This window comes from Kitasatospora sp. NPDC091276, assembly GCF_040684355.1.
Classification (GTDB): Bacteria; Actinomycetota; Actinomycetes; order Streptomycetales; family Streptomycetaceae; genus Kitasatospora.
The window spans coordinates 167,422-192,813 of sequence record NZ_JBFBFU010000011.1; the positions used below are offsets into that span (position 1 = coordinate 167,422).

22 protein-coding genes are annotated in these 25,392 nt (G+C 74.1%); 5 read left to right on the top strand and 17 right to left on the bottom strand.

The genetic code is table 11. The features are described from left to right. Window positions 1-40: 40 nt before the first annotated feature. The 4 genes from AB0O19_RS16305 to AB0O19_RS16320 form a co-directional block, all read right to left on the bottom strand. Window positions 41-1,192, bottom strand: a complete 1,152-nt coding sequence (locus tag AB0O19_RS16305; RefSeq protein WP_363620083.1) for a S8 family serine peptidase — start codon at window positions 1,190-1,192, stop codon at window positions 41-43. Window positions 1,193-1,341: 149 nt separating this feature from the next. Then, window positions 1,342-2,733, bottom strand: a complete 1,392-nt coding sequence (locus AB0O19_RS16310; protein WP_363620085.1) for a hypothetical protein — start codon at window positions 2,731-2,733, stop codon at window positions 1,342-1,344. A gap of 91 nt (window positions 2,734-2,824) precedes the next feature. Beyond that, on the bottom strand, window positions 2,825-3,250 hold the full coding sequence (locus tag AB0O19_RS16315; protein WP_363620086.1) for a hypothetical protein: 426 nt from the start codon (window positions 3,248-3,250) through the stop codon (window positions 2,825-2,827). 97 nt (window positions 3,251-3,347) lie between these two features. Then, window positions 3,348-4,106 carry an endonuclease V gene (locus AB0O19_RS16320; protein ID WP_363620088.1) on the bottom strand — a complete coding sequence of 253 codons (759 nt, stop codon included), beginning with the start codon at window positions 4,104-4,106 and terminating at the stop codon, window positions 3,348-3,350. Window positions 4,107-4,308: 202 nt separating this feature from the next. Between AB0O19_RS16320 and AB0O19_RS16325 the strand changes: the two genes are divergently transcribed. Continuing rightward, window positions 4,309-4,551, top strand: a complete 243-nt coding sequence (locus AB0O19_RS16325) for a hypothetical protein (RefSeq protein WP_363620090.1) — start codon at window positions 4,309-4,311, stop codon at window positions 4,549-4,551. Between the two features lie 42 nt (window positions 4,552-4,593). On the opposite strand, the gene AB0O19_RS16330 is transcribed toward AB0O19_RS16325, so the two are convergent. Continuing rightward, window positions 4,594-5,364 (bottom strand): RDD family protein, encoded by a 771-nt coding sequence (locus AB0O19_RS16330; protein ID WP_363620092.1) that lies wholly within the window; start codon window positions 5,362-5,364, stop codon window positions 4,594-4,596. Window positions 5,365-5,492: 128 nt separating this feature from the next. Further along, a complete protein-coding gene (locus tag AB0O19_RS16335; RefSeq protein ID WP_363620094.1) occupies window positions 5,493-7,142 on the bottom strand; it encodes an RDD family protein in 1,650 nt (549 codons plus the stop codon). A 429-nt stretch (window positions 7,143-7,571) separates the two neighbouring features. Between AB0O19_RS16335 and AB0O19_RS16340 the strand changes: the two genes are divergently transcribed. Further along, complete coding sequence (locus tag AB0O19_RS16340; RefSeq protein ID WP_063349195.1) at window positions 7,572-7,988, top strand: SsgA family sporulation/cell division regulator; 417 nt, start codon at window positions 7,572-7,574, stop codon at window positions 7,986-7,988. A 107-nt stretch (window positions 7,989-8,095) separates the two neighbouring features. On the opposite strand, the gene AB0O19_RS16345 is transcribed toward AB0O19_RS16340, so the two are convergent. The 4 genes from AB0O19_RS16345 to AB0O19_RS16360 all read right to left on the bottom strand — a co-directional run bounded on the left by AB0O19_RS16345 (window position 8,096) and on the right by AB0O19_RS16360 (window position 13,855). After that, window positions 8,096-9,496 carry a glycosyltransferase 87 family protein gene (locus AB0O19_RS16345; RefSeq protein ID WP_363620096.1) on the bottom strand — a complete coding sequence of 467 codons (1,401 nt, stop codon included), beginning with the start codon at window positions 9,494-9,496 and terminating at the stop codon, window positions 8,096-8,098. A gap of 224 nt (window positions 9,497-9,720) precedes the next feature. After that, window positions 9,721-11,346: a cellulose binding domain-containing protein gene (locus tag AB0O19_RS16350; RefSeq protein WP_363620098.1), complete on the bottom strand. Its 1,626-nt coding sequence runs from the start codon at window positions 11,344-11,346 to the stop codon at window positions 9,721-9,723. 371 nt (window positions 11,347-11,717) lie between these two features. Further along, window positions 11,718-13,133 (bottom strand): HAMP domain-containing sensor histidine kinase, encoded by a 1,416-nt coding sequence (locus AB0O19_RS16355; RefSeq protein WP_363620175.1) that lies wholly within the window; start codon window positions 13,131-13,133, stop codon window positions 11,718-11,720. A 17-nt stretch (window positions 13,134-13,150) separates the two neighbouring features. Continuing rightward, window positions 13,151-13,855: a response regulator transcription factor gene (locus tag AB0O19_RS16360; RefSeq protein ID WP_350881149.1), complete on the bottom strand. Its 705-nt coding sequence runs from the start codon at window positions 13,853-13,855 to the stop codon at window positions 13,151-13,153. 144 nt (window positions 13,856-13,999) lie between these two features. Between AB0O19_RS16360 and AB0O19_RS16365 the strand changes: the two genes are divergently transcribed. Then, the gene (locus AB0O19_RS16365) at window positions 14,000-14,557 is read left to right on the top strand and encodes a hypothetical protein (protein WP_363620099.1); all 558 of its coding nucleotides are present in this window, start codon (window positions 14,000-14,002) and stop codon (window positions 14,555-14,557) included. A gap of 7 nt (window positions 14,558-14,564) precedes the next feature. Here AB0O19_RS16365 and AB0O19_RS16370 read toward each other — a convergent pair whose 3' ends face one another. Next, window positions 14,565-15,095 carry a VOC family protein gene (locus AB0O19_RS16370; protein WP_363620101.1) on the bottom strand — a complete coding sequence of 177 codons (531 nt, stop codon included), beginning with the start codon at window positions 15,093-15,095 and terminating at the stop codon, window positions 14,565-14,567. Window positions 15,096-15,298: 203 nt separating this feature from the next. On the opposite strand from AB0O19_RS16370, the gene AB0O19_RS16375 reads away from it, so the two are divergent. Then, entirely contained in the window at window positions 15,299-15,859 is a 561-nt protein-coding gene (locus AB0O19_RS16375) for an Lrp/AsnC family transcriptional regulator (RefSeq protein WP_350881144.1), read from the top strand. 32 nt (window positions 15,860-15,891) lie between these two features. Here AB0O19_RS16375 and AB0O19_RS16380 read toward each other — a convergent pair whose 3' ends face one another. The 3 genes from AB0O19_RS16380 to AB0O19_RS16390 all read right to left on the bottom strand — a co-directional run bounded on the left by AB0O19_RS16380 (window position 15,892) and on the right by AB0O19_RS16390 (window position 19,692). Next, a complete protein-coding gene (locus AB0O19_RS16380) occupies window positions 15,892-16,698 on the bottom strand; it encodes a S16 family serine protease (RefSeq protein WP_363620104.1) in 807 nt (268 codons plus the stop codon). Window positions 16,699-16,733: 35 nt separating this feature from the next. After that, window positions 16,734-17,384 carry a helix-turn-helix domain-containing protein gene (locus AB0O19_RS16385; protein WP_350881140.1) on the bottom strand — a complete coding sequence of 217 codons (651 nt, stop codon included), beginning with the start codon at window positions 17,382-17,384 and terminating at the stop codon, window positions 16,734-16,736. Between the two features lie 475 nt (window positions 17,385-17,859). After that, window positions 17,860-19,692 (bottom strand): DEAD/DEAH box helicase, encoded by a 1,833-nt coding sequence (locus AB0O19_RS16390; RefSeq protein ID WP_363587210.1) that lies wholly within the window; start codon window positions 19,690-19,692, stop codon window positions 17,860-17,862. 310 nt (window positions 19,693-20,002) lie between these two features. Between AB0O19_RS16390 and AB0O19_RS16395 the strand changes: the two genes are divergently transcribed. Continuing rightward, the gene (locus AB0O19_RS16395; protein ID WP_350881138.1) at window positions 20,003-20,443 is read left to right on the top strand and encodes an SsgA family sporulation/cell division regulator; all 441 of its coding nucleotides are present in this window, start codon (window positions 20,003-20,005) and stop codon (window positions 20,441-20,443) included. A 73-nt stretch (window positions 20,444-20,516) separates the two neighbouring features. Here the strand turns inward: AB0O19_RS16395 and AB0O19_RS16400 are convergent, their stop codons facing one another. The 3 genes from AB0O19_RS16400 to AB0O19_RS16410 are packed head-to-tail and all read right to left on the bottom strand — an operon-like array spanning window position 20,517 to window position 25,011. Beyond that, the gene (locus AB0O19_RS16400) at window positions 20,517-23,057 is read right to left on the bottom strand and encodes a phosphatidylglycerol lysyltransferase domain-containing protein (RefSeq protein WP_363587200.1); all 2,541 of its coding nucleotides are present in this window, start codon (window positions 23,055-23,057) and stop codon (window positions 20,517-20,519) included. Beyond that, on the bottom strand, window positions 23,054-24,370 hold the full coding sequence (locus tag AB0O19_RS16405) for an alpha/beta hydrolase-fold protein (protein ID WP_363620105.1): 1,317 nt from the start codon (window positions 24,368-24,370) through the stop codon (window positions 23,054-23,056). Before AB0O19_RS16405 ends, AB0O19_RS16400 begins: the two co-directional genes overlap by 4 nt. Further along, window positions 24,367-25,011, bottom strand: coding sequence for a class F sortase (locus AB0O19_RS16410; RefSeq protein WP_363587202.1), 645 nt, complete (start codon window positions 25,009-25,011; stop codon window positions 24,367-24,369). Before AB0O19_RS16410 ends, AB0O19_RS16405 begins: the two co-directional genes overlap by 4 nt. Between the last annotated feature and the right edge of the window lie 381 nt (window positions 25,012-25,392).

Consider the following 25,392-nt stretch of genomic DNA (forward strand, 5'->3'; position numbering starts at 1 on the left):
GCCAACCGCCACCAAAATGCTGCCACCCCGCCCGCAGCCCTCAGCCACCCGCACCCCTGCGCCGCCGCACCCGCACCACCCACACCACGACCGCCACCACCCCGCCGACCAGCACCACCCACAACGCCACCCCCACCGCAACCCCGACCCCGAACCAGCCGCCCCCGCCGGCCCCAGCCGCAGGCACCACGGCCTCGCCACCCGGCGGCTCCGTCACCCCGTCCCCCGCAGCCCCCCGCGACTCCGCCCGCCCCACCAACGGATTCTCCCGAGACCCGCCGTCCACCCCCGGATCGGCCTCCAACGCCTTCGCCGGCGCCAGCACCCCGAAGCCGTACCTGCTCCCCGGCACCGCCGACCCGTCCTGCGGCGGCGTGGCAGTCCTGATCATCCGATTGATCACCTGCCCCGCCGAAAGCTCCGGATACTTCGCCCGGATCAACGCGGCGGTGGCGGAGACGTAGGCGGTGGCATCCGAGGTGCCGTTGCCCACGCCGTAGCCGGCAGAGGTCTTCGCACTGGCCCGGTAGATCTCTGCCCCGGGGGCGACCAGTGTGGTCTCCGGTCCGTAGCTCGACTTCTCCCACAGTCGCCCCTGCCGGTCCACCGCGCCGACCGCCACCACTCCGGGGAAGGCCGCCGGGTACTCGACATGGGTGGCCTGGTTCCCACTGTTTCCCGTCGCGGCAACCATGACCACGTCGTGGTCGACGGCGTACTTGACTGCCGCCCTGGTCTCCTGGTCCGCCCCGGCGTAACCGCCGATGGACATGTTGACCACCTTGGCGCCGTGGTCAACGGCGAACCGGATCGCCCGGACGAGACCGGCCTGCGCCACGGCGTCAGTGGAGTCCCAACTCACGCGGACCGGGAGGATCTTCGCCTTCGGCGCCAGGCCCACGATGCCGGCTCCGTCGCCATGGCCATGACCGGCGATGAGACTCGCCATCCCGGTGCCGTGGCCATCCTTGTCAACCGTGCCGTCTCCGTTGTCACCGGAGAAGTCGGCCCCGGGCACCACCTGTCCGGTCAGATCCTGATGGCTTGCCATCACACCGCTGTCGATGACAGCCACCGTGATACCGCCGCCCTGCGACACCGGCCACAACGCCGTTTCGGCCCGGTAGTCGCCGAGCACCCACTGCTCGTCGCGGACACTGTCCGCGCCGGCCCGACCCGCCCCGATCGCCACAACCAGACTTCCTGCCGCCAGCACGGCCAGTCCGCGCCCAAGTCGCCCGTCCCTCAAGCCCGGTCACCCCACTCAGCACAGCGACGCCCCCGTGGTCCACGAACCACGAGGGCCCCGATCGAATCACCCGGTCGTCTGCGGACCAGGAGTCATTTCACCACGTTCGGATTGACGGGCCCTTCCGATGCCCAGGTCTGCTCGTCCTCGACCAGGTAGTCCGGCCGTTTGCGGCCGCCTTCCTTGTCCTTGGCCCGCCCCTGGACGCCCCCGTACGGAACTGCCGGCACCTGGGACGACGTGGGAACGCCCGCAGACTCCGGCCGCGGGCGATTGCGCAGCCCGAGACCGGACCCACCCTCGGTGAAGGCCCGCCTGCCGCCGGAGGCGCCCTCCCCGGCGGGCGCCCGGCCACCCGGTACGGCTCCCGGTCGTTCGCCGACACCCACCACGCCGCCCCCGACCCGACCGGCCACCGAACCACCTCTGCCTCCGTCACCCTGGCCGCCGCCGTGGACGCCCTCGGGGACCTGGCCGCCTCGGCCTGCACCGGGTCCGGCCGGTAGGTTGCCGCGGCCCCCCAGCTCTCGCTCGACGACCGCCGGCTTCTCCCTCACCCCGTCGAACAGACCCGGCGTCGTTGCGCCACCGCCCGGCCCGAACCCTCCTGGGCTGGCAGCGGTCTGGCTGCCCGGCCCCGGGGAGGCCGGCGCGCCCGTCACCCCGGTCGACGCCGGCCTCCCGGCCGCCGTCGGTGGCGCGATGCCCGCACCGTCCACCGTCGTGGCCGCGCCGAAGTTGACCGGCCCCGGCTTGACCGTGGCCACCCCGCCCTTGATCCCGGGCTCCGAGACCACCGAGGTCTTTCCCGAGGCACCCGGCGACTCCGGGGCCACACCGGCGCCGCTCGGCCTGCGACCCCGAGGCTTCGAGGGCTCCGTCTCCGATGGAGTGAAGAGGCCTCCGAGCGAGCCCATGTTGCCAACCCCCATGCCGGTCATGAGGCCGCCCACCGCAGCCGCCCCGCCTTGGTCGGCACCGGTCTTGTCGGCGAAGTCGTCGCGAGCTCCGGGCTTCGACGGGGTTCCCGGTGGGGGTGGCGGCTTCAGGGTGGGGGTGGCGATGCGGTAGTGCATGGCGAGGGTTTGCATGACGGTGGCGGCTTCGGCTTTTCGGCGGTCGGCGACGGGGATGTGTTCGTCGTCGCCGCCGAAGACGGAGGAAACGCCGTCGCCGACGGTGTCCTTGACCTTTTCCCAGGTGCTGGGTTCCTCGGGCATGTCGCGCTTGGCCTTGGCGATGGCCTCGGACATGTTGTGGAGGGTGTTGGCCGCGTCGTTGGCGTAGGAGGCGGCGTTGTTGATGCTGTCGGCGAGGTGGAGCATGCGGGTGTGGAAGGCGTCGCTGGTGGTGCCTTCCCAGGTGACGGCGGCTTCGGTGCTGGCGCGGGTGAGGGTGGCGCGGATGGCTTTGAGGGTGTCGGCGGCGTGGCGCCAGGGGTCGCCGGCGGCCATGACTTCGCCGGGGTTGAGGGCCTGGGCCATGGTGCGGAGTTGGGCGTGGCTGTAGGTGGTGAAGTCGGTGTAGGCCATGGGGGGTCGCCTCCGTTCGGGCTCGGCCGGTGGTGGCCGGGGGTCAGGGGGCGGGTGGGGCGACGGTGTGCTCGTAGGCGGCCTTGCTGCTGGCGGAGGGGTTGGCGACGGACCAGCCGTCGTCGCCGAGTTTGAGTTTCTTCGCGGTGTGCTGGTCGTGTTCTTCGTAGGTGGTGGCGGTGAGTTCGGCGTTCTTCTGGGCTTCGTCGACGGCTTGTTGGAGTTGGTTGAGGACGTCGCGCAGGCCGTCGCGCATGGTGTTGTAGCGGTTGTGGATCTCGGTGGCTTCGGCGAAGGTGCCGAAGGCGGTCTTGCCGATGCCGCTGCGCCCGTGGGTGCCGGTGCCGTCGGCGTGGTGCTGGAATTCGGCGAGGAGGAGCCGGACTTGGGCGGCGAAGGCGCGGAGTTGTTCGATCTCGACGCGGTAGCCCCGGCCGGCGCCTCCGGTCGTACCGGTTCCTGTTGCCATTTCGGCGCCTCCCCCGTGCGTCCGTGGGTCGCTGCCGGGGTTGGGCCCCGGTGTCTCATGTCTAACACACGGGGCCCGAATTCCGCCTGATACCTGGTCAGTTCGCAGGCGTCCTCGCGTGGAGGGCGTCGGCGAGGGCGCGGCGGCAGAGGGAGTCGGCGTGCCGGGTGGTTTCGGGGAGCCGGTAGTGGGGGGCGAGTTGGAGGGTGGTGCGGACGGCGGTGTCGAGGCTGATGCGGTGGCCGACGGAGACGTAGACGGGTTTGACGCCGGGCCGGGTGCGGAGGGCGCGGCCGACTTCTTCGCCGGTGGCGGGGTCGGTGAGCGGGGTGGTGGAGCCGCGGGGGGTGTCGGGGTCGTGGTGGCGGAAGGTGAAGGGGGTTTTGGCGACGCCGAGGGTGCGCAGGCCGGTGAGGACGCCGAGGTGGCTGGCGAGGCCGAGGCGGCGGGGGTGGGCGAGGCCGTAGCCGTCGCAGACGACGGTGTCGGGGGTGCGGGTGAGGGCGGCGAGGGCGTCGAGGACGGCGGGGAGTTCGCGGAAGGCGAGCAGTCCGGGGGTGTAGGGGAAGGGGATGCGGCCGACGGCGGTGGACTGTTCGACGACGGCGAGGGTGTCGTGGTCGAGGAGGACGGCTGCGGCGGCGACGAGGTCGTGTTCGTCGTCGTAGGCGACGTCGACGCCGGCGATGAGCCGCCCGACCCCGCCACCGCCACCGCCGGAGCCGGAACCAGAACCGGAACCTGAGCCGGAACCGTCGGGGTCGTCGGAGTCGTGGGTCTGGACGAGGGGGCGCAGGCGTTCCTGTTCGGCGAGTGCCTGGGCTTCGGTGGTGGGCCAGTCGGCGGGGATGGGCACGGGTGTTCCCCCGGGTGGGTGGGGCGGGCGCGGTCGGGTTCACCGTACCGAGGGGGCGGACGACCCCGGGGTGAGCCTGTGCGCCCCCCGTGCTCCCGGTCCGGCGGGTTAGCCTGGACTTACCGAACTCCCTTGCCGGGCAGCACTTCTGGGACCGGCGCCATTCCCGCTCGTTCCCCCCGACGTGCGAAGGACCCCCGCCATGCCTCGTCCGTCCGCTGCCCAGTACTGCCTCGGCTCGTTCACCGTCGTCGCCGCCACTGTGGCGCTGCTGGCCGTTTCGGGCGCCTCGGGCGTCCTGGAGGTCGCGGTGCTGGAGGGGTTCGCCCTGGCGCTCGGCACCGTGGTGACGGTGTTGTCGGTCGCCGTGTCCGGCCGGTCGGCGGCGAGGGCGGGAGCGGCCTCCCCGGCCCCGGCCGGACACGAGTACGCCCGGCAGCGCTAGCAACGCCAGTCCGCCGCCGGGCGTCGCAGCCCGCTCGGCCGGTCAGTCGGTGGTGACCACCACGGTCTTCGCGGCCTTGTCGTGGATGCACTGCCGGTAGGGCTTGTCGAAGACGCCGAACACCCCGTCGATGATCCACCAGAAGGCGGCGCAGCAGATCACGGCCGGGAGGATGTAGACGGCCGCGCGGGTCCAGGCGGCGCCCTGGGTGGGCTTGTTGCCGTCGATCAGCATGGCGACGCGGACGTGCATCGCCTTCTTGCCGAGGGTCTGGCCGTCCCGACCCAGCATCAGGCCCTCGTAGAGGAGGTAGATGCCGCAGCCGAGCCAGAACGCGCCGACCTCGCCGGAGCGGTTGCCGAAGTCGGCGAAGGGGGCCACCACGATCACGGCGACGGCCTGGACGAGGAGGTAGTCGATCAGGCGGGCGAGGATGCGCCTGGGCCAGCTGCCGATCGGCGGCATGCCGGGGACGGGTCCGGCGCCGGGGGTTCCGTAGCCGGGGGTTCCGTAGCCGGTGGGGCCGTAGCCGGGCGGGGGCTGGTCGTAGGGGTTCTGGCCGTAGGGGCTGCCGCCGGGCGGGCTCTGGCCGCCGGTCGGGCCGCCGTAGGTGCCGCCGTACGCGCCGGGGCCGTCGGACGGGCTGCCGGAGGTGCCGTCGGACGGGCCGCCGGCGGGCGGCGGGGCGGGCGGCGGGTTCGGGTCCGACGGCCGGTCTTCCGGCGTGCCGCCGCCCGGCTGCGGGGACTGCTTGTCGAAGGAGGGCTGGCCGCCCCCCTCCGGCTGGGAGCCTGAGGGGTCGTGAGTGCTCATCCGTCGAGTAGAACATCACACATTCTCGCCGTTTGGGACATTCTGTCCGTTTTGCCGCCAGGGCCGGGCGGCGCCTCCGCTCCGGATGGTGCCTCCGCGCCGGGAGCCGACCGCCACGCCGGGAGGCCTCAGTCGCGGACCACCCGGGTGCGGGCGGCCCGGTCCTGCCAGCCGCGCCGGGCCGGGCGGTCGAACACGGGCCAGACCAGGCCGACGAGCAGCAGCAGGCCGAGCTGCCTCACGGCCCACCGGAGCAGCGAGCGGCCGAGGCTCAACCTGGTCCGGGCGCCGGGGGCGGCGGCGTCCGCCACCCGGATCCGGGCCAGCCGTTTGCCGAAGGTCTGGCCGGTACGGGCGGTCGGCAGCACCTCGTAGAGCAGGCTGACGAAGAGCAGGATGCCGAGCAGGACCGCGACCTTCCCCAGCACCACGTCGTCCACCAGCCAGACCTGGACCTGGCGCCGGGTGAGGGAACTGGCCATCCTGGCCTGGTCGAGCTTCTGCTGGAGGTGCTCGGACGCCGAGCGGCCGAGCGGGATTCCGGCGGCGACGGCGACCACGAGGAGTACGACGGTGTCCACGGCGCGCGCGGCCAGCCGGCGTCCGAGTCCGGCGGGCGTCACGGAGGCGGGCACGGTGGGGGCAGGCGCGGCCGGAGCGGGTCGGCGCCGCGCGACGGCCTCCCGGGCCGGGCGCACGACCGGCAGCGACCCGGCGGGCGGGGCAGGCGCGGGGGGTCGGCCCTGAGCCCGGACCGGAACCGCTCCGGCGGCGACCGGGGCCGGTACGACGGACTCGGGCTCGGATGCGGACGCGGACTCGACGGCACGCCCGGCCCCGCGCACAGCCGCCGGAACGGACGCCGCGACGGGTGACGCAACGGGCGACGGCGCCTCCCGCACCGCCACCGCCGCCGGGACGGTCGCGGGCGCTCCGGAGGCGACGGCCACCTCCACCCCGACCGAAGCGGCGGCCGGCCTTCCGGCCGAAGCCCGGGCCGGAACAGCAACCGAAGCGCGGACCTCCCTCGCGCGCCCCTCCTCCCCGTCGGGCGCCCCCGAAAGCACCCCCCAGGAGACCCGGTGCGGCTCGCCACCCGTCTCCATCAGCCCCCGCTGCGCCTGCGGAACGGCCTGCCAGCCGAGCTCCTCCACCTCGCCCTGGCCTGCCGCACCCCCGGCCGCCGAAACCTCGACCACCGGCTCGCCCAGGACCGCTTCGCCCAGGACCGCTTCGCCCAAGACCGCCTCGCCGAAGACCGGCACCTCGACCGCCGCCATCTCCGACCCGGACGCCCCAGCCACCCCGGACGCCCCAGCCACCCCGGACACCTCAGGGTTCTCGGACGCCTCCGGCTCCCCGACCGTCCGGAACACCGGCCCCCCGATCACCTCCGCCACCCGCGACCCGAGGACGAACTTCGCCCCGCCCGCGGTCTGGTCGAAGTACACCGGCCCGGTGTCCCCGCCCCCACCCCCACCGTGCGCGGTCCCGCCCCAGGACGGCTCCGGGGACGCCGCCTCCGGAACGGCCGCCTCCGGCACCGCCGGTGGCGGCACCGCCCGCGCCGTCCCCGCCGCGCCGGCGGCGGGACGCCGGGACGCGAACCGGGGCGGATCCAGCACCTCGCCCTCGGCGGGTGCGAGCCGGCTGGTGCCCGGCACCCAGGCCGAGCCGCCCCAGTACCGGACGAAGCCGGGAATGGAGGGGTCGGGGTAGTAGCCCGGCTCGGGTCCGACGGCCGAGTCGCCGGCGCCGGCGAAGGGGCGGTCCGTCATGGGGTCTTCTCTCCTGGCGGGTCCTGGCGGGGCCGACACGGCACGCCCGCCCGGCGCACCCGCGAGCCGTCCGGCGCGCGTGGGTGGGGGGCACCGCCGGTAGGCGGACAGTCGCCGGACAGTCACAAAGGGTAGTGCCTCGTCGAGGTGCCGACGGAAAGTTGGTCAATCACCGGACAGCGGAGGGCCCTCCGGGGTAAGGGCGGCCGAACCGTCCCGGCGCGCGGTGGGCGTCCGCGCGCCGCGGTCCCCACCGGTCACCACCCCGCGTCCCACCACCCGTCGCCTCACCACCCCGCGTCCCACCACCCGTCGTCGAACTTCCCGAAGAAATCCCGGAAACGTGTGTAAGAGCCGGCGTGGACCGCCCTCTCAAAGGTCACCGGGCCCGGAACCGGGCAGGAACCCAAGGCCGAGAGGAAAACGATCATGGAGCGCCCCACCAGCGTGGTCGAGCACGAACTGGAGCTGAACCTGGTGCTCTCCCCCGAGCACAGCGTCCCCGTCCCGGCCCGGCTGTCCTACGGCAGCCACGACCCGTACGCGGTGCACATCACCTTCCACCTGGACACCGGCTCCCCGGTGACCTGGGTGTTCGCCCGCGAGTTGCTGGTCGAGGGCACCTTCCGGCCGTGCGGCCAGGGCGACGTGCGGATCTGGCCGACCCGCTCGGGCCGGCGCAGCGTGCTCTGCCTGGCGCTGAGCTCCCCGGCCGGCGACGCCCTGCTGGAGGCGCCGCTGCCGGTCGTCGCGGCCTGGCTGGAGCGGGCCCACCGGCTGGTCCCGCCGGGCAGCGAGATGGCCGCGCTGGACATGGACGGCTCGCTCGCGGACCTGCTTGCGTGAGCACGCGCACGACCACCAGCACGCGCACGGCCGCGAACGCACCGGCCGGCCACAGCACGCACCCGGCCGGGACCGCGCGACGCGACGGGAGCCGCGCCCCCGCCGGCTCAGCGGGCCGCGGGGGCCTGCTGACGGCCGCGGGTGGCGTCCGGGCCACCGCCGTCGCGCTGTCCGGGCAGCCGGACCAGCGGTGCCCCGGCGGAGCGTCGCCTGGCCCTTATCCGGATGGCGGCGGCGAGCAGGAAGCAGAGCCCGACCCACGGGTAGACCGAGGTCGGCAGCTGGCGCAGCGGCGCCATGTGGAGGACGGCCGGCCCGAGCGGCTTGGCGGCCCACATCGCGAAGGAGAGGAACGCGAGCAGTGTCGCCCAGAAGGCGGCCCGCCAGCGCAGCCGGCGGACGCCGGCCGGGCGGGCGTGCTCGACGGAGGCCTCGGTGGCGAGCAGGACGAGCACCGGCACGCACCAGACCCAGTGGTGGGTCCAGCTGATCGGTGAGATCAGCACGGCGGTGACGGCGGCGCAGCAGACGCCCCAGGCCTCGGCCCGGGGCAGCCATCGGGCACTGCGGTGGGCCCAGGCGGCGACGGCGAGGCCGGCCACCGCGACCAGGCCGGCCGCGAGGGTGGCGAGGGTGCCGGGGTCGGCGGTGTGCAGCAGCCGGGCGAGGGCGCCGCGCAGCGACTGGTTGTCGACGATCTCGGTCTTGCCGACCCGGGAGGAGTCGTAGAGGTACTTGGTCCAGAAGCCCCAGGTGGCGTCGGGCAGGACGACGGCGCCGATCAGGAAGGTGCCGAGGAAGGTGAGGCCGGCCACGAAGGCGGCCCGGACCCGGCCGGTGATCAGCAGGTAGACGGCGAACAGGCCGGGGGTGAGTTTGAGGCCGGCGGCGATGCCGATCGCCATGCCCTTGCTGCGGCGGGCGTCCGAACGGGTGAGGTCCCAGAGGATCAGGCAGGCGAGCGCGAGGTTGATCTGGCCGTACCGGAGCGTGGTGAAGACGGGTTCGAGCCAGACGCCGAGGCCGGTCACCAGGATGACGCCGATCGGCCGCAGTTCGCGGCGCGGCCAGCCGACCAGCTTGAAGGACAGGTGGGTCAGCAGGGCGAGCAGCCCGAGGTTGCCGAGAGTGATCGCCACTCGGAGGAACGGGACCGGGAACCAGGTGGTGGGCACGAACAGCATGGCCGCGAACGGAGGGTAGGTCGCGGGCAGGTTCCACTCGGTGACGCGCAGTGCGTACAGGTCGGTGCCGTTGGCCACGGCGGCGCCCTCGGCCCGGTAGACGATCATGTCGACCATCGAGGTGTTGACGAAGTGGCGGACCACCGCGTACACGACCAGGGACAGGAGCGCCAGGGCCGAGGCGGCCAGCAGCGGTCGGCGGGGGGCCTCGCGCAGCGCGCGGACGGGGGCGCCGAGCGCGGTCCGCAGCCGGTCCGACAGGGGGGCGGGCGCGGGGTCGGGTGCGGTCCGCACCGGGCTGCGCTCGTCTTGCACCGCTGTCACCAGTCCACTCCGTCCACCGCTCGACCAATCGCCGACGATACCGGATGCGGGCCGACCGGGCCTGGGCACAGGCAGTCACCCAGAGTGACGAATGGGCCCCGACCGGCCGTACTCCGTTGCGGGCGGAGCACGGACGGCCGAGGCCACCGGGGGGAGGCTCAGGGCCTCAGCGGCCTCAGCGGCCCCAGGGGCTCAGGGCCTCAGGGCCTCAGCGGCCCCGTGCCTCAGCCCGTGTAGGAGCCGAGGGCCCGGGTGAAGTCCAGCGGCTGCTGGACGACGCTGCTGCAGCTGGCATCGGCGTAGGCCTTGGCCCCGCCGTCGCAGGCCTTGTCTCGGGTGCCCGACCACATGGCCAGCCACGCGAGGTGCCTGGACGCCGCGAAGTCGGCGAGCTGCTTGGCGTCGGCGACGGTGAAGACCTCGCTGGCGACGTCGTTGACGCCGATCATCGGGGTGACGGCGACCTTGCGCCAGGCGGCCGCGTCGTCCAGTCCGAGCACGCTCTTGACCTGGGCCTGGGTGGCGGTGGCCGCGGCGATCGCGTACTTGCCCATCTGGCCCTGCGGGTTCGGGGCGACGCCGTCGCCGAAGTCCATGGCCATGATGTTGACCGCGCCGATCGCGACGCCGTTGTTCCTGGCGTCGGCGACCAGGTTGACGCCCTCCTGGGTCAGGCCGGAGGGCAGCGCGGGCAGTGTGAAGGAGACGTCGAGCGCCTTGCCCTTGGCGGCGGCGTTCTTCTGCAGTTGGGCGATGGCCTGGGCGCGGCGGGTGTTGGCGGCGGTGTTGGCGATCGCGCCGCCCTCGACGTCGAAGTCGAGCCTGGTCAGGCCGTAGGCGTCGACGGCCTTCTGGTAGACGGCGGCCAGGTCTGCGGTGGAGCCGCAGGCGAGGGCCAGCTCGCTGCCGTTGGCGCCGCCGAAGGAGACCCGGACGTCGCCGCCGATCGCCCGCAGGGCGCCGATCTGGGCGGCCACCGCGTCGGCGGACAGGTCGCTGACGCCGCCCCACTTGGGCTGGCAGCCGCCGCCGGACACCACGAAGGCGAGGGTGTAGTTCTTGACCCCGGTGGCCTTGGCGGTGGCGACCAGGTCGTACGGCGGGTAGAGCGAGGTGTCGACGTACGGGGCGAAGCCGGCCCCGGCGCCGGCCGGGGGTACGGGCACACCGGTCGCCGTGGGGGTGGCGGTCGGGGTGGGGGTCGGCGCCGGGGTGGTCGGCTTCGCCGAGGGGGTGGCACTCGCGGTCCCCGTGGGGGAGGGGGCCGCGGTGGGGGTGCCGGTCCCGGTCGGCTTGGGAGCGGTCGACACCGGAGTGGTCGGCACGGGACCGGTCGACACCGGACTGGTCGGCGCGGTGGTGGTGGGGCGGCCCGAGGGGGTGGGCGCGGTGCCGTCACCGGCCTTGCAGGAGGTGTTGTCGATCAGGCAGTTTCCGGGTTCGGCCTGCGCGGCGCCGGCGCCCTGGGCGACGAAGCCGACCACCACGCTCTTGCCCGGCTCCAGCCGCTTGCTCCACGCCTCCGGCTTGACGGTGACGTGCTGGCCGGCGGCGGTGAAGGTGGCGTTCCAGAGCGAGTCGATCTTCGCCCCGGCCGGGAGGTCGAAGCTGAGCGTCCAGTCCTCGATCGGGCCGCTGTCCGGGTTGGTGACCAGGTACTGGCCGGTGTAGCCGGAGTCCCAGCTGCTGGTCCGGCTGTAGACGGCGCCGAGCGAGGCGGCGCTGGCCGAGGAGGCGAGGACGACGACACCGCCCGCGACCAGGGCGGCGGCGACCGCCGAGGCCCCGACGATCGCGCCCTTGCGGCTGCGCCTGCGGCGGCCTGGGCGGCGGTTGGGCTGGGTGGTCATGGCGCGTTACCTCCGGGGTGCCGTCGGTCGGCCGCGGTCCGGGCGCGGGTGCGTGCGGACGTCCGGGCGGCCGGCCCGGCTCGGTCGGGTGACCGGCGCGACCGACGCTAGCGGCGGCCGGGGGGCCGAACCGGCGGGCTGAGCGAGGGGAAGAACTCCCTTAGGCCGCGCTTAAGGAAGATCCCGAAGCCGGCAGGGAGTCAGGCGCGCACGAAGACCGGCCACCACGGTTCCCCGGGCCTCGGCCGAGGTCGAGGGAGCGGTCGAGGGAGCGGTCGAGGAAGTGGCCGAGGAAGTGGCCGAGGGAGCGGTCGAGGAAGTGGCTGAGGGAGCGGTCGAGGAAGCGGTCGAGGCAACAGCCGAGGAAGCGGTCACTTCTGGAACAGCGCGCCCCGGCCGCGCCGCCGCCCCGCCCGCGCGGGGGTGCCGTCCGGGCGGGTCCGCAGCCGCAGCCGGACCTCGGCGCCGCCGAGCACGGCGGAGCGGCCGAGCGCCAGGTCGCCGCCGGTGGACTCGGCGAGTTTGCGGACGATGTCGAGGCCGAGGCCGGTGGAGCCCTCGCCGCCGTGGCCCTCGCCGCGCTTGAGGGCGGCGGCCGGGTCGCTGAAGCCGGGGCCGGCGTCGCCGACCAGGACGATCACCGAGGTCTCGGTGGCGAGCACGTCCACCGAGAAGGCGGTGCCGACGGCGGTGTGCCGGAAGACGTTGCCGAGCAGCGCGTCGACGGTGGCGGCCAGGTCGGCGCGCTGGACCGGGACGGGCGTCGCCCGGTCGGCGCCGGCCAGTTGCCAGCGGCGGCCCTCGTCCTCGGCCAGCGCGGACCAGAAGCCGACCCGTTCGCGGACCACCTCGGCGACGTCGCAGCCGACCGCGACGGCGGGCGCGTCCTCGGGGTCGCGGCGGGCCGAGCGGATGATCTGGTCGACCTCGCGCTCCAGTTGGGAGACCGCGTGCCGGGTGGCGTCGGCGGCGTCGCCCTCGCCGAGCGAGGCGGCGTTGAGCCGCAGCACGGTCAGCGGGGTGCGCAGCCGGTGGGACAGATCGGCGGCCAGTTCCCGTTCGGCGGCGAGGAGTTGGACCACCCGGTCGGCCATGGTGTTGAACGCGTGGGCGGCCTCGCGCAGTTCCTCGGGGCTGCCGGCGGCCTGCTTGCCGTCCACCGGGACCCGTACGGCGAGGTTGCCGGCGCCGAGCGAGCGGGCGGCGCCGGCGAGCCGCCGGGCGGAGGCCACGATCCGGCCGCCCATCCGGTCGGCGACCAGGACCGAGATGGCGACCAGGCCGAGCGCGACGCCCGAGAGCACCAGCCAGGCGGTGGAGACGCCCCGGGTGAGGTCGCCGTCGGCGACGAACACCTCGACCACGGCGGTGCGCCCGGTGTCCACCGCGACCGGCTGGAGCAGCGCGTAGCCGCCGGGCACCTCGACGGTGAAGGAGCGGCCCTGGCCTCCGGCGGTGGACACGTCGCCGGCGGCGGCCCGGGCCTCGCCGATGGTGGGCCCGCCGGGGCCGCCCGCGCCGGGGAGCGCGTCCGGGGCGGCCGGGGCGGGCAGGTGGACCGCCATCCTGCCCTGCCCGCCGGCGTCGGTGCTGGCCAGGGCTCGGTCGATGGCGATCTGGTCGGTGGTGATGGCGAGGGCCGGGCCGAGCGCGGCGGCCTGCCGCTCGGCGGCGGTGAAGGCGTGGTCCCGGGCGGTCTGCTGGACCATCAGGCCGAGCGGGATGAGGAAGGCCAGCGCGACCATGGTGGTCCCGGCGACGGCGGCCTTGATCAGGGCCCAGCGCAGCGAGCGCCCGAACCTCCTCATGTCCGGTGCTCCGCCAGTCCCCCGGCGGCCTCCAGCCGGACCCCGACTCCCCGGACGGTGTGCAGGTAGCGGGGGCTGGAGGCGGTCTCACCGAGCTTGCGGCGCAGCCAGGACAGGTGGACGTCGATGGTCTGGTCGCCGCCGTAGGTCTGCTGCCAGACCTCGGCCAGGATCTCCTTGCGCGGCACCACCACGCCGGGGCGTCCGGCCAGGAAGGCCAGCAGGTCGAACTCACGGCGGGTCAGGTCGAGCAGCCGCCCGTCCAGCGAGGCCTCGCGGCGCTGGAGGTCGATGGCGAGGCCGCCGACCCGCAGCACCTGGGCGACGGGGGCGGCGCCGCCGCCGAGCCGGCGCAGAACGGCGGCCATCCGGGCGCTGAGGTGTTCCCCGGAGAAAGGTTTCACCAGATAGTCGTCGGCGCCGTCGTTGAGCAGCCGGACGATCTCGGCCTCGTCGTCGCGGGCGGTCGAGATGATCACCGGCACATTGGTCAGGCCCCGGATCATCTTGAGTGCCTCGCTGCCGTCCAGGTCCGGCAGTCCCAGGTCGAGGATCACCAGGTCACAGCCGACCTGGGCGACCTCCCGCAGCGCCTCAAGTGCCGTGCCCACGCTGCGGACCGCATGACCGGTGTCGGTCAGGTGCCGGATGAGGGCGGAGCGTACGAAGGGGTCGTCCTCGACCACGAGCACTGTTGCCATGGCCCTGCACGGTACGCCATCGACGGGCAGTGGTCTGTACCTCGGGGTGGCCTCCGGGCGGCCTCCGGACATTGTGCAACTCCCCTGACTAATAACGGGGCTGCCCGGCTGCGCAGGCCCGGAATACGGCAGGATGAGCGGACGATGCGGAACGGACTGGTACAGCTCGGCGCCTGGGCGGCGGCCACCGGGGCGGCGGTGGCGCTGTCCTGGCTCGGCGTGCACGCGGTGCTGACCGGTGCCGCGTTCGAGCAGCCCACGGCCCTGCCGCTGCCCTCGCCGAGGGCCGACGGCACGCCGCACACCGCGACCGTCACCCCCGACCAGGCGCGGTCGGCCACCCAGACCGGGGCCCCGACCCCGCCACCGGCCTCCCCGACCGCCACCACGACGACGCGCGGGCCGGCCCCCGCCACCACCCTCGCCGCCGCCTCCCCGCCGGCCACCCGCCGCCCCGCTCCCGCCACCACCACGGCGGTGTCCTCCGTGAAGAGCTACCCGGTGCCGGGCGGCAAGGTCGCCCTGGACATCCGCCCCGACAAGGCCTCGCTGGTCTCCGCCACTCCCGACCCGGGCTGGCAGATGCAGGTGTGGAACGGCGACCAGTGGATGCGGGTGGACTTCACCAAGGGCGAGCAGGCCAACTCGGTCTTCGTCTACTGGAACGGCCACCCGCCGGTGGTCGAGACGGCCGTCCGCTGAGCCCCCCTCACCAGGTCTCGAACGGCAGGTACCCCGGCAGGTACGGCCCGGCGTAGCCGGACCGGTCGACCAGGGTGTGCCTGGTCCCGCCCGGCACCCCGATCGTCGCGAGCACCGCCGTGCCGAAGCGGTCCCGCGCCTCGTACGGCTCGGCCAGCGACAGGGCGCCCCGGTCCACCGCGTAGTCGTAGGCGTAGAAGACGTCCGGCACGCTCACCGCGAGGTCCAGCACCCCGCCCCCGTGCCGGGCCAGGTGCGCGGCCAGCTCCCGGCCGCGCGGGCCGATCACCTGGACCAGCGAGGTGAGCACGATCCTGGTCCCGGGCGCGTCCAGCACGTACGAGACCGTCTCCGGCTCCCCGGTCTCCGGCCCGGCGTACGCGGTACAGCGCAGTCCGAGCGCGGCGGTGTAGCGGCGGGCGGCCCGCTCGGCGTCGCCGACCGCGAAGACCACCGCGTCGGCGCGGCCCATCGGGAGGGGGTCGGACTGTCCGGGTCCTGCGGCGAGCAGGACGGGTTCGGCGGCGGTGTCGGTCATGACGGCCCTCCCGGTAGGCGTGCGGACCACGGCGGGTGCGACCGTGCGCCGGTGTGGGGCCCGGCGCACGGCGTTGTGGCTGGAGGGTGGCGCCGAGCCGACCGGCGCGCAACTGTTCCGTTTCCTCCTGGTCAAGCTGTGCGTCGGGGCGGGAGAATCGGCGGCGCCGCTGTACAGAATGCCCACCGGAGGACGGAGCCGCGATGCCCCCCGCCCAGTCCCCGAGCTCCCCCGGCTCGCCCAACTCCCCCGCCCCGCCGGGCGCTTCGGCCGCCCCCGGGACGGGCGGCGGGAACGACTCGATCGACGCGCTGGACGGCCGGCTGATCCGGCTGCTCGCCGAGGAGCCCCGGATCGGGGTGCTGGAGTGCTCGCGCCGGCTCCAGGTCGCCCGGGGCACCGTGCAGGCCCGGCTGGACCGGTTGCAGGCCAAGGGGGTGATCGGCGGCTTCGGCCCGGAGGTCGACCCGGCGGCGCTCGGCTACCCGGTGACGGCCTTCGCCACCCTGGAGATCTCCCAGGGCCAGGGCGCCGACGTCCGGACGCACCTGGCGAACGTGCCGGAGGTGCTGGAACTGCACACCATCACCGGGGCCGGGGACATGATGGTGCGGATCGTGGCCCGCTCCAACGCCGATCTGCAACGGGTGATCGACCGGGTGGTGGGCTTCGACGGGATCGTCCGCTCGGCGACCGCGATCGCGCTGGAGAACCCGGTGCCGTACCGCATCCTGCCGCTGGTGGACCAGGCCGCCGCCGAGTAGGGCCCGCGCGACGGCAGAGGCCTCCGCCCCCGTCAGCAGCTGGGGACGCCGCCGCCGCTCTTCAGCGCCTCCAGCGCCGAGACCGCCTCGCCGAGCGTGCCGACCGGCACCAGGCGCAGCGTCTTGGGCGTGTTGACCTTGGCGTCCGTGCACTCGTCCTTGGGCAGCAGGAACACCGTCGCGCCGTCCCGGGCGGCCGCCTGGGTCTTGAGCGGGACGCCGCCGACCGCGCCGACGACGCCCTGGTCGTCGATGGTGCCGGTGCCCGCGATCGTGAGCCCGCCGGTGAGGTCGCCGCCCTTGCCGTCGCCGGCGAGCTTGTCGATGATGCCCAGCGCCAGCATCTGCCCGGCGCTCGGGCCGCCGACGTCGCCCAGGTCGACCTTCACCTTGACCTGGTCCGGCGAGAGGTGGAGGTAGCCGAGCGCGGCGGCGGTGGCGCTGTTCTGCGACTCGGCCATCTGCTGGGCGGTCTGCTCCTCGGCCTTGGCCGGGTTGCCCGGCGGGTAGACCGTGTCGGTCGGGCGCACCGCCTCGTCCTGGTCGAACCAGGCCTGGAGCGCGCGCCAGAAGGTGGTCTTCTCCCCCGGGTTGGTGGCCGAGATGGTGACCATCCGCAGCTCGCCCTCGGTGGTGCGCAGCGGCGCCCCGGTCACGGTGAGGACCGGCTTGTCCTTGTACGTGCCGAGGGTGTCCGCGGTCAGGCCCGGCCAGGTCAGCGTGTACGGCAGCGGGACGAAGGCGGCCACGCCGAACAGCGCGGCGACCAGCACCCCGCAGAGCGTGAGCGCGCGGGTCCGCGGGGAGGTGAGGGCCTTGGGCAGCTTGGTGTCGGACACAAGGGGAATCCAAACACACCGGGGCCCGTGCCGGCCTACCGCAGCGCGTCGGCCACCTCGGTCGCCGCCTCCACCACCCGGGGGCCGACCCGCTCGGGGACCAGCCCGTTCAGCATCACCACGCCGACGCTGCCCTCGATGCCGCTCAGTCCGATCAGCGCGGCGGCCGCGCCGCAGGCCCCGGACTGCTCCTCCGCACGGGTGATGACGAACCCCTGCTCCGGCCGGCGCTGGCTGGGGAAGGTGCGCGCCTCCAGGATGGCCCGGCCGGCCGCGCTCTCGCCGAGCGGGTGGCGCAGCCCGGTGCGGTAGGCGACGTGGAAGTCGGTCCAGCTCGGCTCGACCACGGCGACGGCCAGCGCCTCGTTGCCGTCCACCAGGGTGAGGTGGGCGGTGGCGCCGAGGTCCTCGGCCAGGCTGCGCAGGGCCGGCAGCGCGGCCTCGCGCAGCAGCGGGTGCACCCGGTGGGCCAGGCGCAGGACGCCCAGGCCGACCCGGGCGCGGCCGCCGATGTCCCGGCGGACCAGGCCGTGCTGTTCCAGGGTGGCCAGCAGCCGGTAGACGACGGTGCGGTTGACGGCCAGTCGGGCGGCCAGCTCGGTGACGGTGAGCCCGCGCTCGGAGTCGGCGAGGAGTTTGAGGACCCGGACTCCACGGTCCAGGGTCTGGGAGGTCTCGGCAGTCACGACGGGCATCCTTTCCGCGGCGCTCGCGGGGCAGGCGGCGCCGGACCGGGTTCGGTGTCGCGCGCAGGTGGGGTGGCCGCGCTCGGACCGCTCGCGGTGTCGTCCTTGACGTGCGTGCGGTCCTGCGGCGCCCGTCCTGTGGGGGTTGCCCGGTGGAAGAGCGTGGGGGAAAGGTAGTGAAGGAAATGTCGCGACGGAAGTGGTTGTCCAAAATTCGGGCGTGATCGACTTCAACAGCGCGACGGAACCGGGACAAATGCCCGCATTTCTCCGGGCCCGCCGGCGCGCGGCTCCGGCCGCGCTCCGGAGTCCGGACACGCGGGAACGGGGCGGCCGGCCCGCGGCCGCGCGCCGTGCCGTTCCCGCGCCTGATTCCGCGGCTGACTCCGAGCCCGTTTCCGAGCCCGTTCCCGACCCCGTTCCCGTTCCCGAACCCGCCTGCCCGCCTGCCCGCCTGCCCGCCTGCCCGCCGCGGCTACTTCGCCCACTCGCGGATCTTGGCGATCCGCGCCTTCAGCTGGTTGGCGGTGGCCTGCGCGGTCAGCGGGCCGCCGCACTGACGGCGCAGCTCGTTGTGGACGGTGCCGTGCGGCTGGTCGGTGCGGTGGTGCCAGGCGGCCACCAGCGCGTTCAGCTCCTTGCGCAGCTCCCGGAGTTCCTGGTGGGTGACGACCGGCCGCTGCTCGGCCGGCAGCTCCAGCAGGTCGGCCTCCTCGGCGGGCTTGCCCTTGCTGCGCTGGATCTGCCGGTGCTGGCGCTTCTGCAGCAGCATCTGCACCTGGTCCGGCTCCAGCAGGCCCGGGATGCCGAGGTAGTCGTCCTCTTCCTCGCTCCCCGGGTGGGCCTGCATGCCGAACTCCATGGAGTTGTACAGCACCCGGTCGAAGACCGCGTCGGAGCCGATCGCCTCGTAGGAGAACTCGTCGCCGCCCGCGCCGTCCGGCCCGTCGTTGGCCCGCTCGGCCTCGGCGAGCAGCCGGTCCTCCTCGTCGAAGAGGCCCTCGCCCTCCTTCTTCGGCCGGTCCAGCACGTGGTCGCGCTGGACCTCCATCTCGTTGGCGAAGCCGAGCAGCGTCGGGATGGTGGGCAGGAACACCGAGGCGGTCTCGCCGCGCTTGCGGGCTCGCACGAAGCGGCCGACGGCCTGGGCGAAGAACAGCGGGGTGGAGATCGAGGTGGCGTACACCCCGACGCACAGCCGGGGCACGTCGACGCCTTCGGACACCATCCGGACCGCGACCATCCAGCGCGAGTCCCCGGCCGCGTAGTCGGAGATCCGCTGGGAGGCCTCGGTCTCGTCGGAGAGCACCACGGTGGCCTTCTCGCCGGAGATCTCGCGCAGGATCTTGGCGTAGGCGCGCGCGGTGTTCTGGTCGGTGGCGATGACCAGCCCGCCGGCGTCCGGGATCGCCTTGCGGACCTCGGACAGCCGCCGGTCGGCGGCCTGCAGCACGGACGGGATCCACTCGCCCTGCGGGGCCAGCGCGGTGCGCCAGGCCTGGGCGATCAGGTCCTTGGTCATCGGCTCGCCGAGCCGGGCCTCCAGCTCGTCACCGGACTTGGTGCGCCAGCGCATGTTGCCGCTGTAGCTGAGGAAGATCACCGGGCGGACGACGTGGTCGGCGAGCGCGTGCCCGTAGCCGTAGGTGTAGTCGGCGACGGACTTGCGGATGCCGTCGCCGCCGGCCTCGTACTGGACGAACGGGATCGGGTTGGTGTCGGAGCGGAACGGCGTCCCGGTCAGCGCCAGCCGGCGGGTGGCCGGCTCGAAGGCCTCGAAGCAGGCCTCGCCCCAGGACTTGGAGTCGCCGGCGTGGTGGATCTCGTCCATGATCACGAGGGTCTTGCGCGCCTCGGTCCGGTTGCGGTGCAGCATCGGGTTGACCCCGACGCCCGCGTAGGTGACCACGATGCCGTGGTAGTCCCGGGAGAGCGGGCCGGAGGAGTAGGCCGGGTCGAGCCGGATGCCTATCCGCGCGGCGGCCTCGGCCCACTGCTTCTTCAGGTGCTCGGTCGGCGCGATGACGGTCACCTGCTGCACCAGGTGGTTGTGCAGCAGGTACGAGGCCAGGGTGAGCGCGAAGGTGGTCTTACCGGCGCCCGGGGTGGCGACCGCGAGGAAGTCGCGCGGCTGCGTCTCGATGTACCTGTCCAGCGCGCCCTGCTGCCAGGCCCGCAGCTTGCCCGCGGTGCCCCAGGGGGCGCGGCCGGGGAAGGCCGGCGAGAGGTGGTGCGAGGCGGCGGACGCGGCGGGTCCGGCACCCCGGGCGGGCGCCTGCGGCTCCGGCACGTCGGAGAACAGCGGCATCGAGGAGGCGGCGGCAGTACTCACGGTCTCCGAGGGGGGATCATCGCAGGTCAGGGGCGGTTTCTCAGCCCCGCCCCGCGGAAGGGCGGCGATCGGACAACCCGCCCAGCGTACCGGCCCGGCGCCGCCGGGGCGGCCAGGCGAGGCTCCGCGCCGGGCCCGGGCGGCCGGAAATCGACGTGACTCGGATCACATCCGATCGGTTCCGAAACCGAGTAATCACGACCGGTCCCGGGACTCTCACCAGGGTGAGGCCGCCCCCACCCTCCCCCTTGTCGACCGGCCTCACACCGACCCGAAGGGACTCGCCGTGCACACCGCCGCCGAAGAGACCGTCCAGGCCCGTCTGATCCTCTCGCTCCACCGCTCCGTCCGGCTGCGGGTGCTCCTGAGCTACCTGCCGGAGGACCCGCTCGCCGTCCGGATGGCCTTCCCCGCCGAGTTCTCGCTGGACGAACCGGCGGACGGCGGCGCGGGCTCGGACGGCGCCGACGACATCGTCTGGGTCTTCGCCCGCCAGCTGCTCTCGGCCGGCCTGGAGCTGCCGGCCGGCGTCGGCGACGTCCACGTCCGGCCCGCGGTCGGCCGGCGCACCATGGTCGAGCTGCGGGCGCCGGAGGGCACCGCGCTGCTCCAGTTCGACACCACCGACCTGCGCCGCTTCCTGTGGCGCAGCCGGCTGCTCGTCCCCGAGGGCGAGGAGCACCTGCACCTGGACGCCGACCGCGCGCTCGCCGAGCTGCTCGGCTGAGCGGCGCGCGGGGCAGGCGTCCGGGGCGTCAGCGCGCTTCCGGCCGTCACCCGGGTCCGGGGCCCGGGGCGCCTCAGCCCGACAGCCTGCGCATCAGCCGGACGCCCTGCGCCGGCGTCAGGTGCGGCAGGTACGCCTTGCCGATCGCCCTGGTGATGCTCGGCAGCGCGGCGGGGTCGGGGTAGGCCATGTACATCGGCCGGTACTCCGGCTGGAACTTCGCCTTGAACGCGAGCAGCGAGCGGAAGCCGTACACCGGCTCCAGCACCCGTCCCATCCAGTCCAGCATCCGCTGCAGGCCGGAGGGCTCCTCGTCCTGCCCGGAGCGGGCCAGCGGCGCGCCGGACAGCGACAGGAAGCGCGCGCCCTCCTCCTTGAAGCCCAGCGCGGCCGAGGCGATCAGGAACTCGTTGACGCCGCGGAAGCCGTCCGAGCGCCGGCGCATGAAGTCCAGCGTCCAGCCGACCGGCACGCCGTTCTCGTACACCGGCATCCAACTGGTCAGCCCGTGCACGACGCGCTGCTCGTCCACCGCGATCAGCACCCGCACGTCCGGGTCGTCCAGCTCCTCCAGTCCGCCGAGCGTGAAGCCCATCTCGGGCAGGCCCTTCTCGGAGACCCACTCCTCGGAGATCGCCCGGATCTGGTCCCGCAGCGCGCGCGGCGCCTCGTGGTGGGACCACCACTCGGCGGTGATGCCCTGCTTGCCGGCCTTGTTCAGCGCGGTCCGGATGTCCTGCCACTTGCGGCCGGTGAAGGCCAGCTCGGGCAGCGCCACCACGGTGTCCTCGGCGACCTGCACCGAGCGCCAGCCGAGCTGCGCGGCGGCCTCCCGGGTCTGCGGGGAGACGCTGTAGAAGCACGGGGTCCAGCCGCGCTGGTCGCAGAACCGGGCGAACCCGGCCACCGCCCGGGCCCGGGCCTCCGGCGCGCCGAACGGGTCGCCGGTGGTCAGCGCCACCGTGTTGTGCACCCGGTAGGCGACGGCCGCCCGGCCCTCCTCGTCGAACCAGTAGTGGTTGCCGTCCCAGGTGGTGATGAAGGACAGCGTCCCGCCGCCGTACGCGGTGAGCAGCGCCCTGGCCCGGGCGGCCGCCTCCGCGTCGGTGTGCAGCACCGGCCGGCGGAAGGCCAGCAGCAGCGCGGTCAGCGCGACCACCCAGAACGCCAGCCCGCAGTACGTCTCCAGGAACAGCGCCACCGGGCCGACCGCGATCGGGTAGTCCGGCAGCAGGTCGTTGTAGGCGGGCGGCAGGAACTGCGCGGGCAGCCCGTGCAGCAGCCGGCGGATGTTCGCCCCCGGCTCGAACTGGTCGGCCGCGAGGCGCCCGAGCCCCACGTACGCGGCCGAGGCCGCCAGGGCGGCGCCGCCGAGCAGCGCGCCCAGCCGCAGCACCGCCCGGCCGGCCAGCCGCAGCCGGAAGCGCTGCCGGGTGGCCAGCAGCAGGCCGAGGGTGAGCAGCGGCAGCAGCAGCGCCTCGACGAAGTACTGGACCACGTCGCCGCTGACCGGGCCGGAGTCGAGGTACAGCCAGCCCAGCAGCGCCGCCCAGAGCAGCTCGGTGGCGACGGTGATCCGCCAGGCGAGCCGCAGCCCCCGGCGCAGCCCCTCGGCCAGGACCAGCAGCAGCGCCGGGAACAGCGCGGCCATCAGCCGGCCCGGGGTGTCGAAGATCCGCTCGACGGCGTGCGCGCGGGCGCAGTCGTGCGCCGACAGCGCGCAGAAGTCGGCCACCTCCTCCGGGCTGAGCCGGTGCGAGAAGTACAGCTCGGAGAAGGTGTTGAACGGCCCGCTGGCGTTGTCGTACAGCGAGGCGATCAGCGGGCCGAGGGCGGCGGCGACCAGGCAGAGCGCCACCAGCACCCGGGTCTCGGAGTGCGAGGAGCGGTGGGTGCGCAGGTGCAGCCCGCCCCGGGCGAGCAGCGCGCCGGCGCCCAGCCCGACGAGCGCGGCGGCGCACCGCTGGACGCTCTGCAGGTGGCCCACGTACAGCGTCATGACCAGCGGGGCGAGCAGCACCAGCAGGTGCAGCCGGCGGCGCCAGAGCACGGTGAGCCGGTAGCCGAGCACCCCGGCCAGCGCGAACAGGCCGACGCCGGGGCCGACCGAGGTCTGGTCGGCCACCGAGACGGTCCACTGCTCGCCGACCCGGGAGCCGACCGCGATCAGCCCGGTGCCGAGCAGGGTGCCCGCCAGCTGCCCGCCGACCAGCACCGCGAGCGTGCGCAGCCACCCGAGCCGGTGCTCGGCGGCCGGGCCGACCAGGACCAGCAGCAGGCTGGTGAACACGTACGAGCCCAGGCCGGAGCACCAGAACAGCGAGGTGAACGGCGTCCACCAGTGGCCCTCGGCGAGCGTGGGCACGCCGGCCCCGACCCGGTCGAGCAGTCGCTCGGACGGCCCGTGGGCCAGGCTGCCGGTGGCCGCGCCGAGCGCCCAGAGCCCGGCCAGCAGCACCAGGGTGAGCGGCGCCGAGCGCAGCCACACGCCGAACGTCCGGGTCGCCCGCCAGGCCCGCTGCGGGCGCGGCTCCGGCGTCCCGGCGACCGGCGCGCGGTCCGACGGCCACTCCTGCTCCTTGGCCGGCGCGGGGGCCGCGGGGAGCCGGATCACCGGATCAGCCCGGTCTGCTGGGAGAGCCAGGCCAGGTTCTGCTCGAAGGCCTGGCGGAACACCACCCAGCTGTGCCAGCCGGGGATGGTCTGGTAGCCGACCTTCATTCCGGCCGCCTGTGCCGCCGCATAGGCCTTCTCCTGCATGGGTCGGAAGTCCGGGTCGTTGGCGCCGACCACGAACATGCCTGCGGTGTCGGGGAACTTCTGCCGGGCCATGACGTGCACCGGGTCGACGGCGTCGAACGCGGCCTCGTCGCCGCCGAAGGCCTTGTCGACGGTCTCGCCGCGGTCGCCCAGGGTCGGCTCGTCCTGGCCGGAGACGTCCAGGAAGGTGCCGTAGACCCCGGGCGCGTTGACGGCCAGCTGGAGCGAGCAGGTGCCGCCGAGCGAGAGCCCGCCGATGGCGAAGGCGCCCCGGCCGGTGGCGGTCTGCAGGTTGTGGTGGATCCAGTCCGGGACGTCGGTGGCCAGGTAGGTGTGCGCCTTGGCGATCCGGGAGTCCATGCAGAGCGTGTTGGTGAACGGGCTGCCGGTGGGGTCGGCGACCACCACGATCGGGGCGAGGCCCTGGTGGTCGGCGGCGAAGGCGTCCAGGGTCTCCTGGATGGCCCCGGAGGTGATCCAGTCCACCGGAGCGCCGGGCTGGCCGGGCAGCAGCACCACGACGGGCAGCAGCGGCCGGGGATTGGCCTGGTAGGCGGGCGGCAGGTAGACGTACCCGTCGCGGGCCGTGAAGCCGGACTTGGTGCCGGGGATGGTCACGGTGGAGAGGGTGCCCTTCGCGGGCAGGCCGGGCGGCGCGTGCCAGAGCTCCTCGACGGGCTTGCCGGGCGTGGCGGCGATGGTGCTGGCCACCTTGCCCGTGGTCAGCGCCTGGACCCCGGGCACCAGCATGGCCCGGGCGGTCGGGTACTGGTCGAAGCCCCGGTTGACCTGCGAGGCGGCCATCAGCAGCACCAGGACGGCGGCTCCGGTCGCCAGCAGCCGGCGGCGGACGGCGAGCAGCGGCGCGCGGAAGCAGACCAGGGATATCGCGAACAGCGCGACGGCTATCCAGCGCAGGACGAAGTCCGGTGTGCCCTCCGGGAAGGGGTGCCACCAGCCGTCGACGCCGAGCTTCACCAGGGCGGTGAGCGTTCCGGCCAGCATCAGGGCACCGAAGAGGCGCGGGGCCCGCCAGCGTTCGTGGCGGGAGAACGCGAGCAGGACCAGCGACCCCCAGCCCGCGGCGAGCACGGCGTACGGGATCGGGCCGTGGGTGAGCGGCCAGTCGATCGGGTTCCAGCGGGTGGCGAGGGTCAGCGTGGTCATGCGGCTTTGCCCGGCCGGGTGGTGTCGGCCAGGAAGCCGTAGGCGACGACGTTGCCCTCGTAGCCGTGCTCGGCGCTGTACGCGCCGCCGCAGGTGATGACCCGCAGCTGAGCGTCGGCGGCCTGGCGGTAGACCCGGTCGTCCGGGAAGTCCTTTCGGTCGTGCACTTCGATGGCGTACAGCTGGTAGACGGCGACGGCGCCGTCCGCGCGGGCGATCTCGATCCGGTCTCCGCGCCGGAGCGCCCCCAGGTTGTAGAAGACGGCCGGGCCGGCCTTGTTGTCGACGTGCCCGGCCAGGATGGCGGTGCCGCGCTGCCCGGGGCTGGCCCCGCCGCGGTACCAGCCCGCCAGGTTGCGGTCCGCCTCGGGCGGGGCCTGGAGGTGGCCGTCGGGGTCGAGCCCGAGCGCGGTGACCGGGGCGTCCAGCCGGACGGCCGGGATGCGGATGCGGATGGGGTCGGAGGGGCCCAGCGGCGGGACGACGGAGACCGGGGCGAAGCCGGACAGCGTCTGCGTGCTGCCGGGGGCGGGCGGCAGCGCACCCTGCCCGCCGTCGTGCAGCAGCCAGGCGCCGAGCACCAGCGCGGCACCGGCCGCCAGGGTGCCCGGCCACGGGCTCCTGCTCTGCTGGACGCCCACGGGCGCTCCCCTCTACCGACGGATTCCCGATCCTGGGAGTTTCCTGGGAAACAATTCAATCGGATCGGACCTTAAAGCACGTCCACACGATGGGCGTAATGACACCCCCCGATCGGCAGGGCAACCGCCCGAATCCGTGCACCCCGTGGGCATCCGGTGACGGAACGCGACGGCCGTTCCCCAGGGGAAGGCGCCACCGGAACGCCTCGGTACGAGCTTCGACGGCGCGGGGGGCCTGTCCGGTTGCGTCAATCGGGCGATCGATGACGACCGCCAGTGGCGCCTGGCCGACCGATCGAGCCCAGCTGCCATGCTGACCCGGTCACGGGTTCTATCACCCCACTTGTCCGACCGGATTTCCGCACGCCTGTACGCCTGCCG

Excerpts from the sequence above, each read along its gene's own strand:
- AB0O19_RS16390 (WP_363587210.1), bottom strand. The coding sequence starts at position 19,692 with ATGCCGCTGTTCTCCGACGTGCCGGAGCCGCAGGCGCCCGCCCGGGGT.
- AB0O19_RS16335 (WP_363620094.1), bottom strand. The coding sequence starts at position 7,142 with ATGACGGACCGCCCCTTCGCCGGCGCCGGCGACTCGGCCGTCGGACCC.
- AB0O19_RS16340 (WP_063349195.1), top strand. The coding sequence starts at position 7,572 with ATGGAGCGCCCCACCAGCGTGGTCGAGCACGAACTGGAGCTGAACCTG.
- AB0O19_RS16360 (WP_350881149.1), bottom strand. The coding sequence starts at position 13,855 with ATGGCAACAGTGCTCGTGGTCGAGGACGACCCCTTCGTACGCTCCGCC.
- AB0O19_RS16370 (WP_363620101.1), bottom strand. The coding sequence starts at position 15,095 with ATGACCGACACCGCCGCCGAACCCGTCCTGCTCGCCGCAGGACCCGGA.
- AB0O19_RS16325 (WP_363620090.1), top strand. The coding sequence starts at position 4,309 with ATGCCTCGTCCGTCCGCTGCCCAGTACTGCCTCGGCTCGTTCACCGTC.
- AB0O19_RS16405 (WP_363620105.1), bottom strand. The coding sequence starts at position 24,370 with ATGACCACGCTGACCCTCGCCACCCGCTGGAACCCGATCGACTGGCCG.
- AB0O19_RS16365 (WP_363620099.1), top strand. The coding sequence starts at position 14,000 with ATGCGGAACGGACTGGTACAGCTCGGCGCCTGGGCGGCGGCCACCGGG.
- AB0O19_RS16315 (WP_363620086.1), bottom strand. The coding sequence starts at position 3,250 with ATGGCAACAGGAACCGGTACGACCGGAGGCGCCGGCCGGGGCTACCGC.
- AB0O19_RS16375 (WP_350881144.1), top strand. The coding sequence starts at position 15,299 with ATGCCCCCCGCCCAGTCCCCGAGCTCCCCCGGCTCGCCCAACTCCCCC.
- AB0O19_RS16330 (WP_363620092.1), bottom strand. The coding sequence starts at position 5,364 with ATGAGCACTCACGACCCCTCAGGCTCCCAGCCGGAGGGGGGCGGCCAG.
- AB0O19_RS16350 (WP_363620098.1), bottom strand. The coding sequence starts at position 11,346 with ATGACCACCCAGCCCAACCGCCGCCCAGGCCGCCGCAGGCGCAGCCGC.
- AB0O19_RS16310 (WP_363620085.1), bottom strand. The coding sequence starts at position 2,733 with ATGGCCCAGGCCCTCAACCCCGGCGAAGTCATGGCCGCCGGCGACCCC.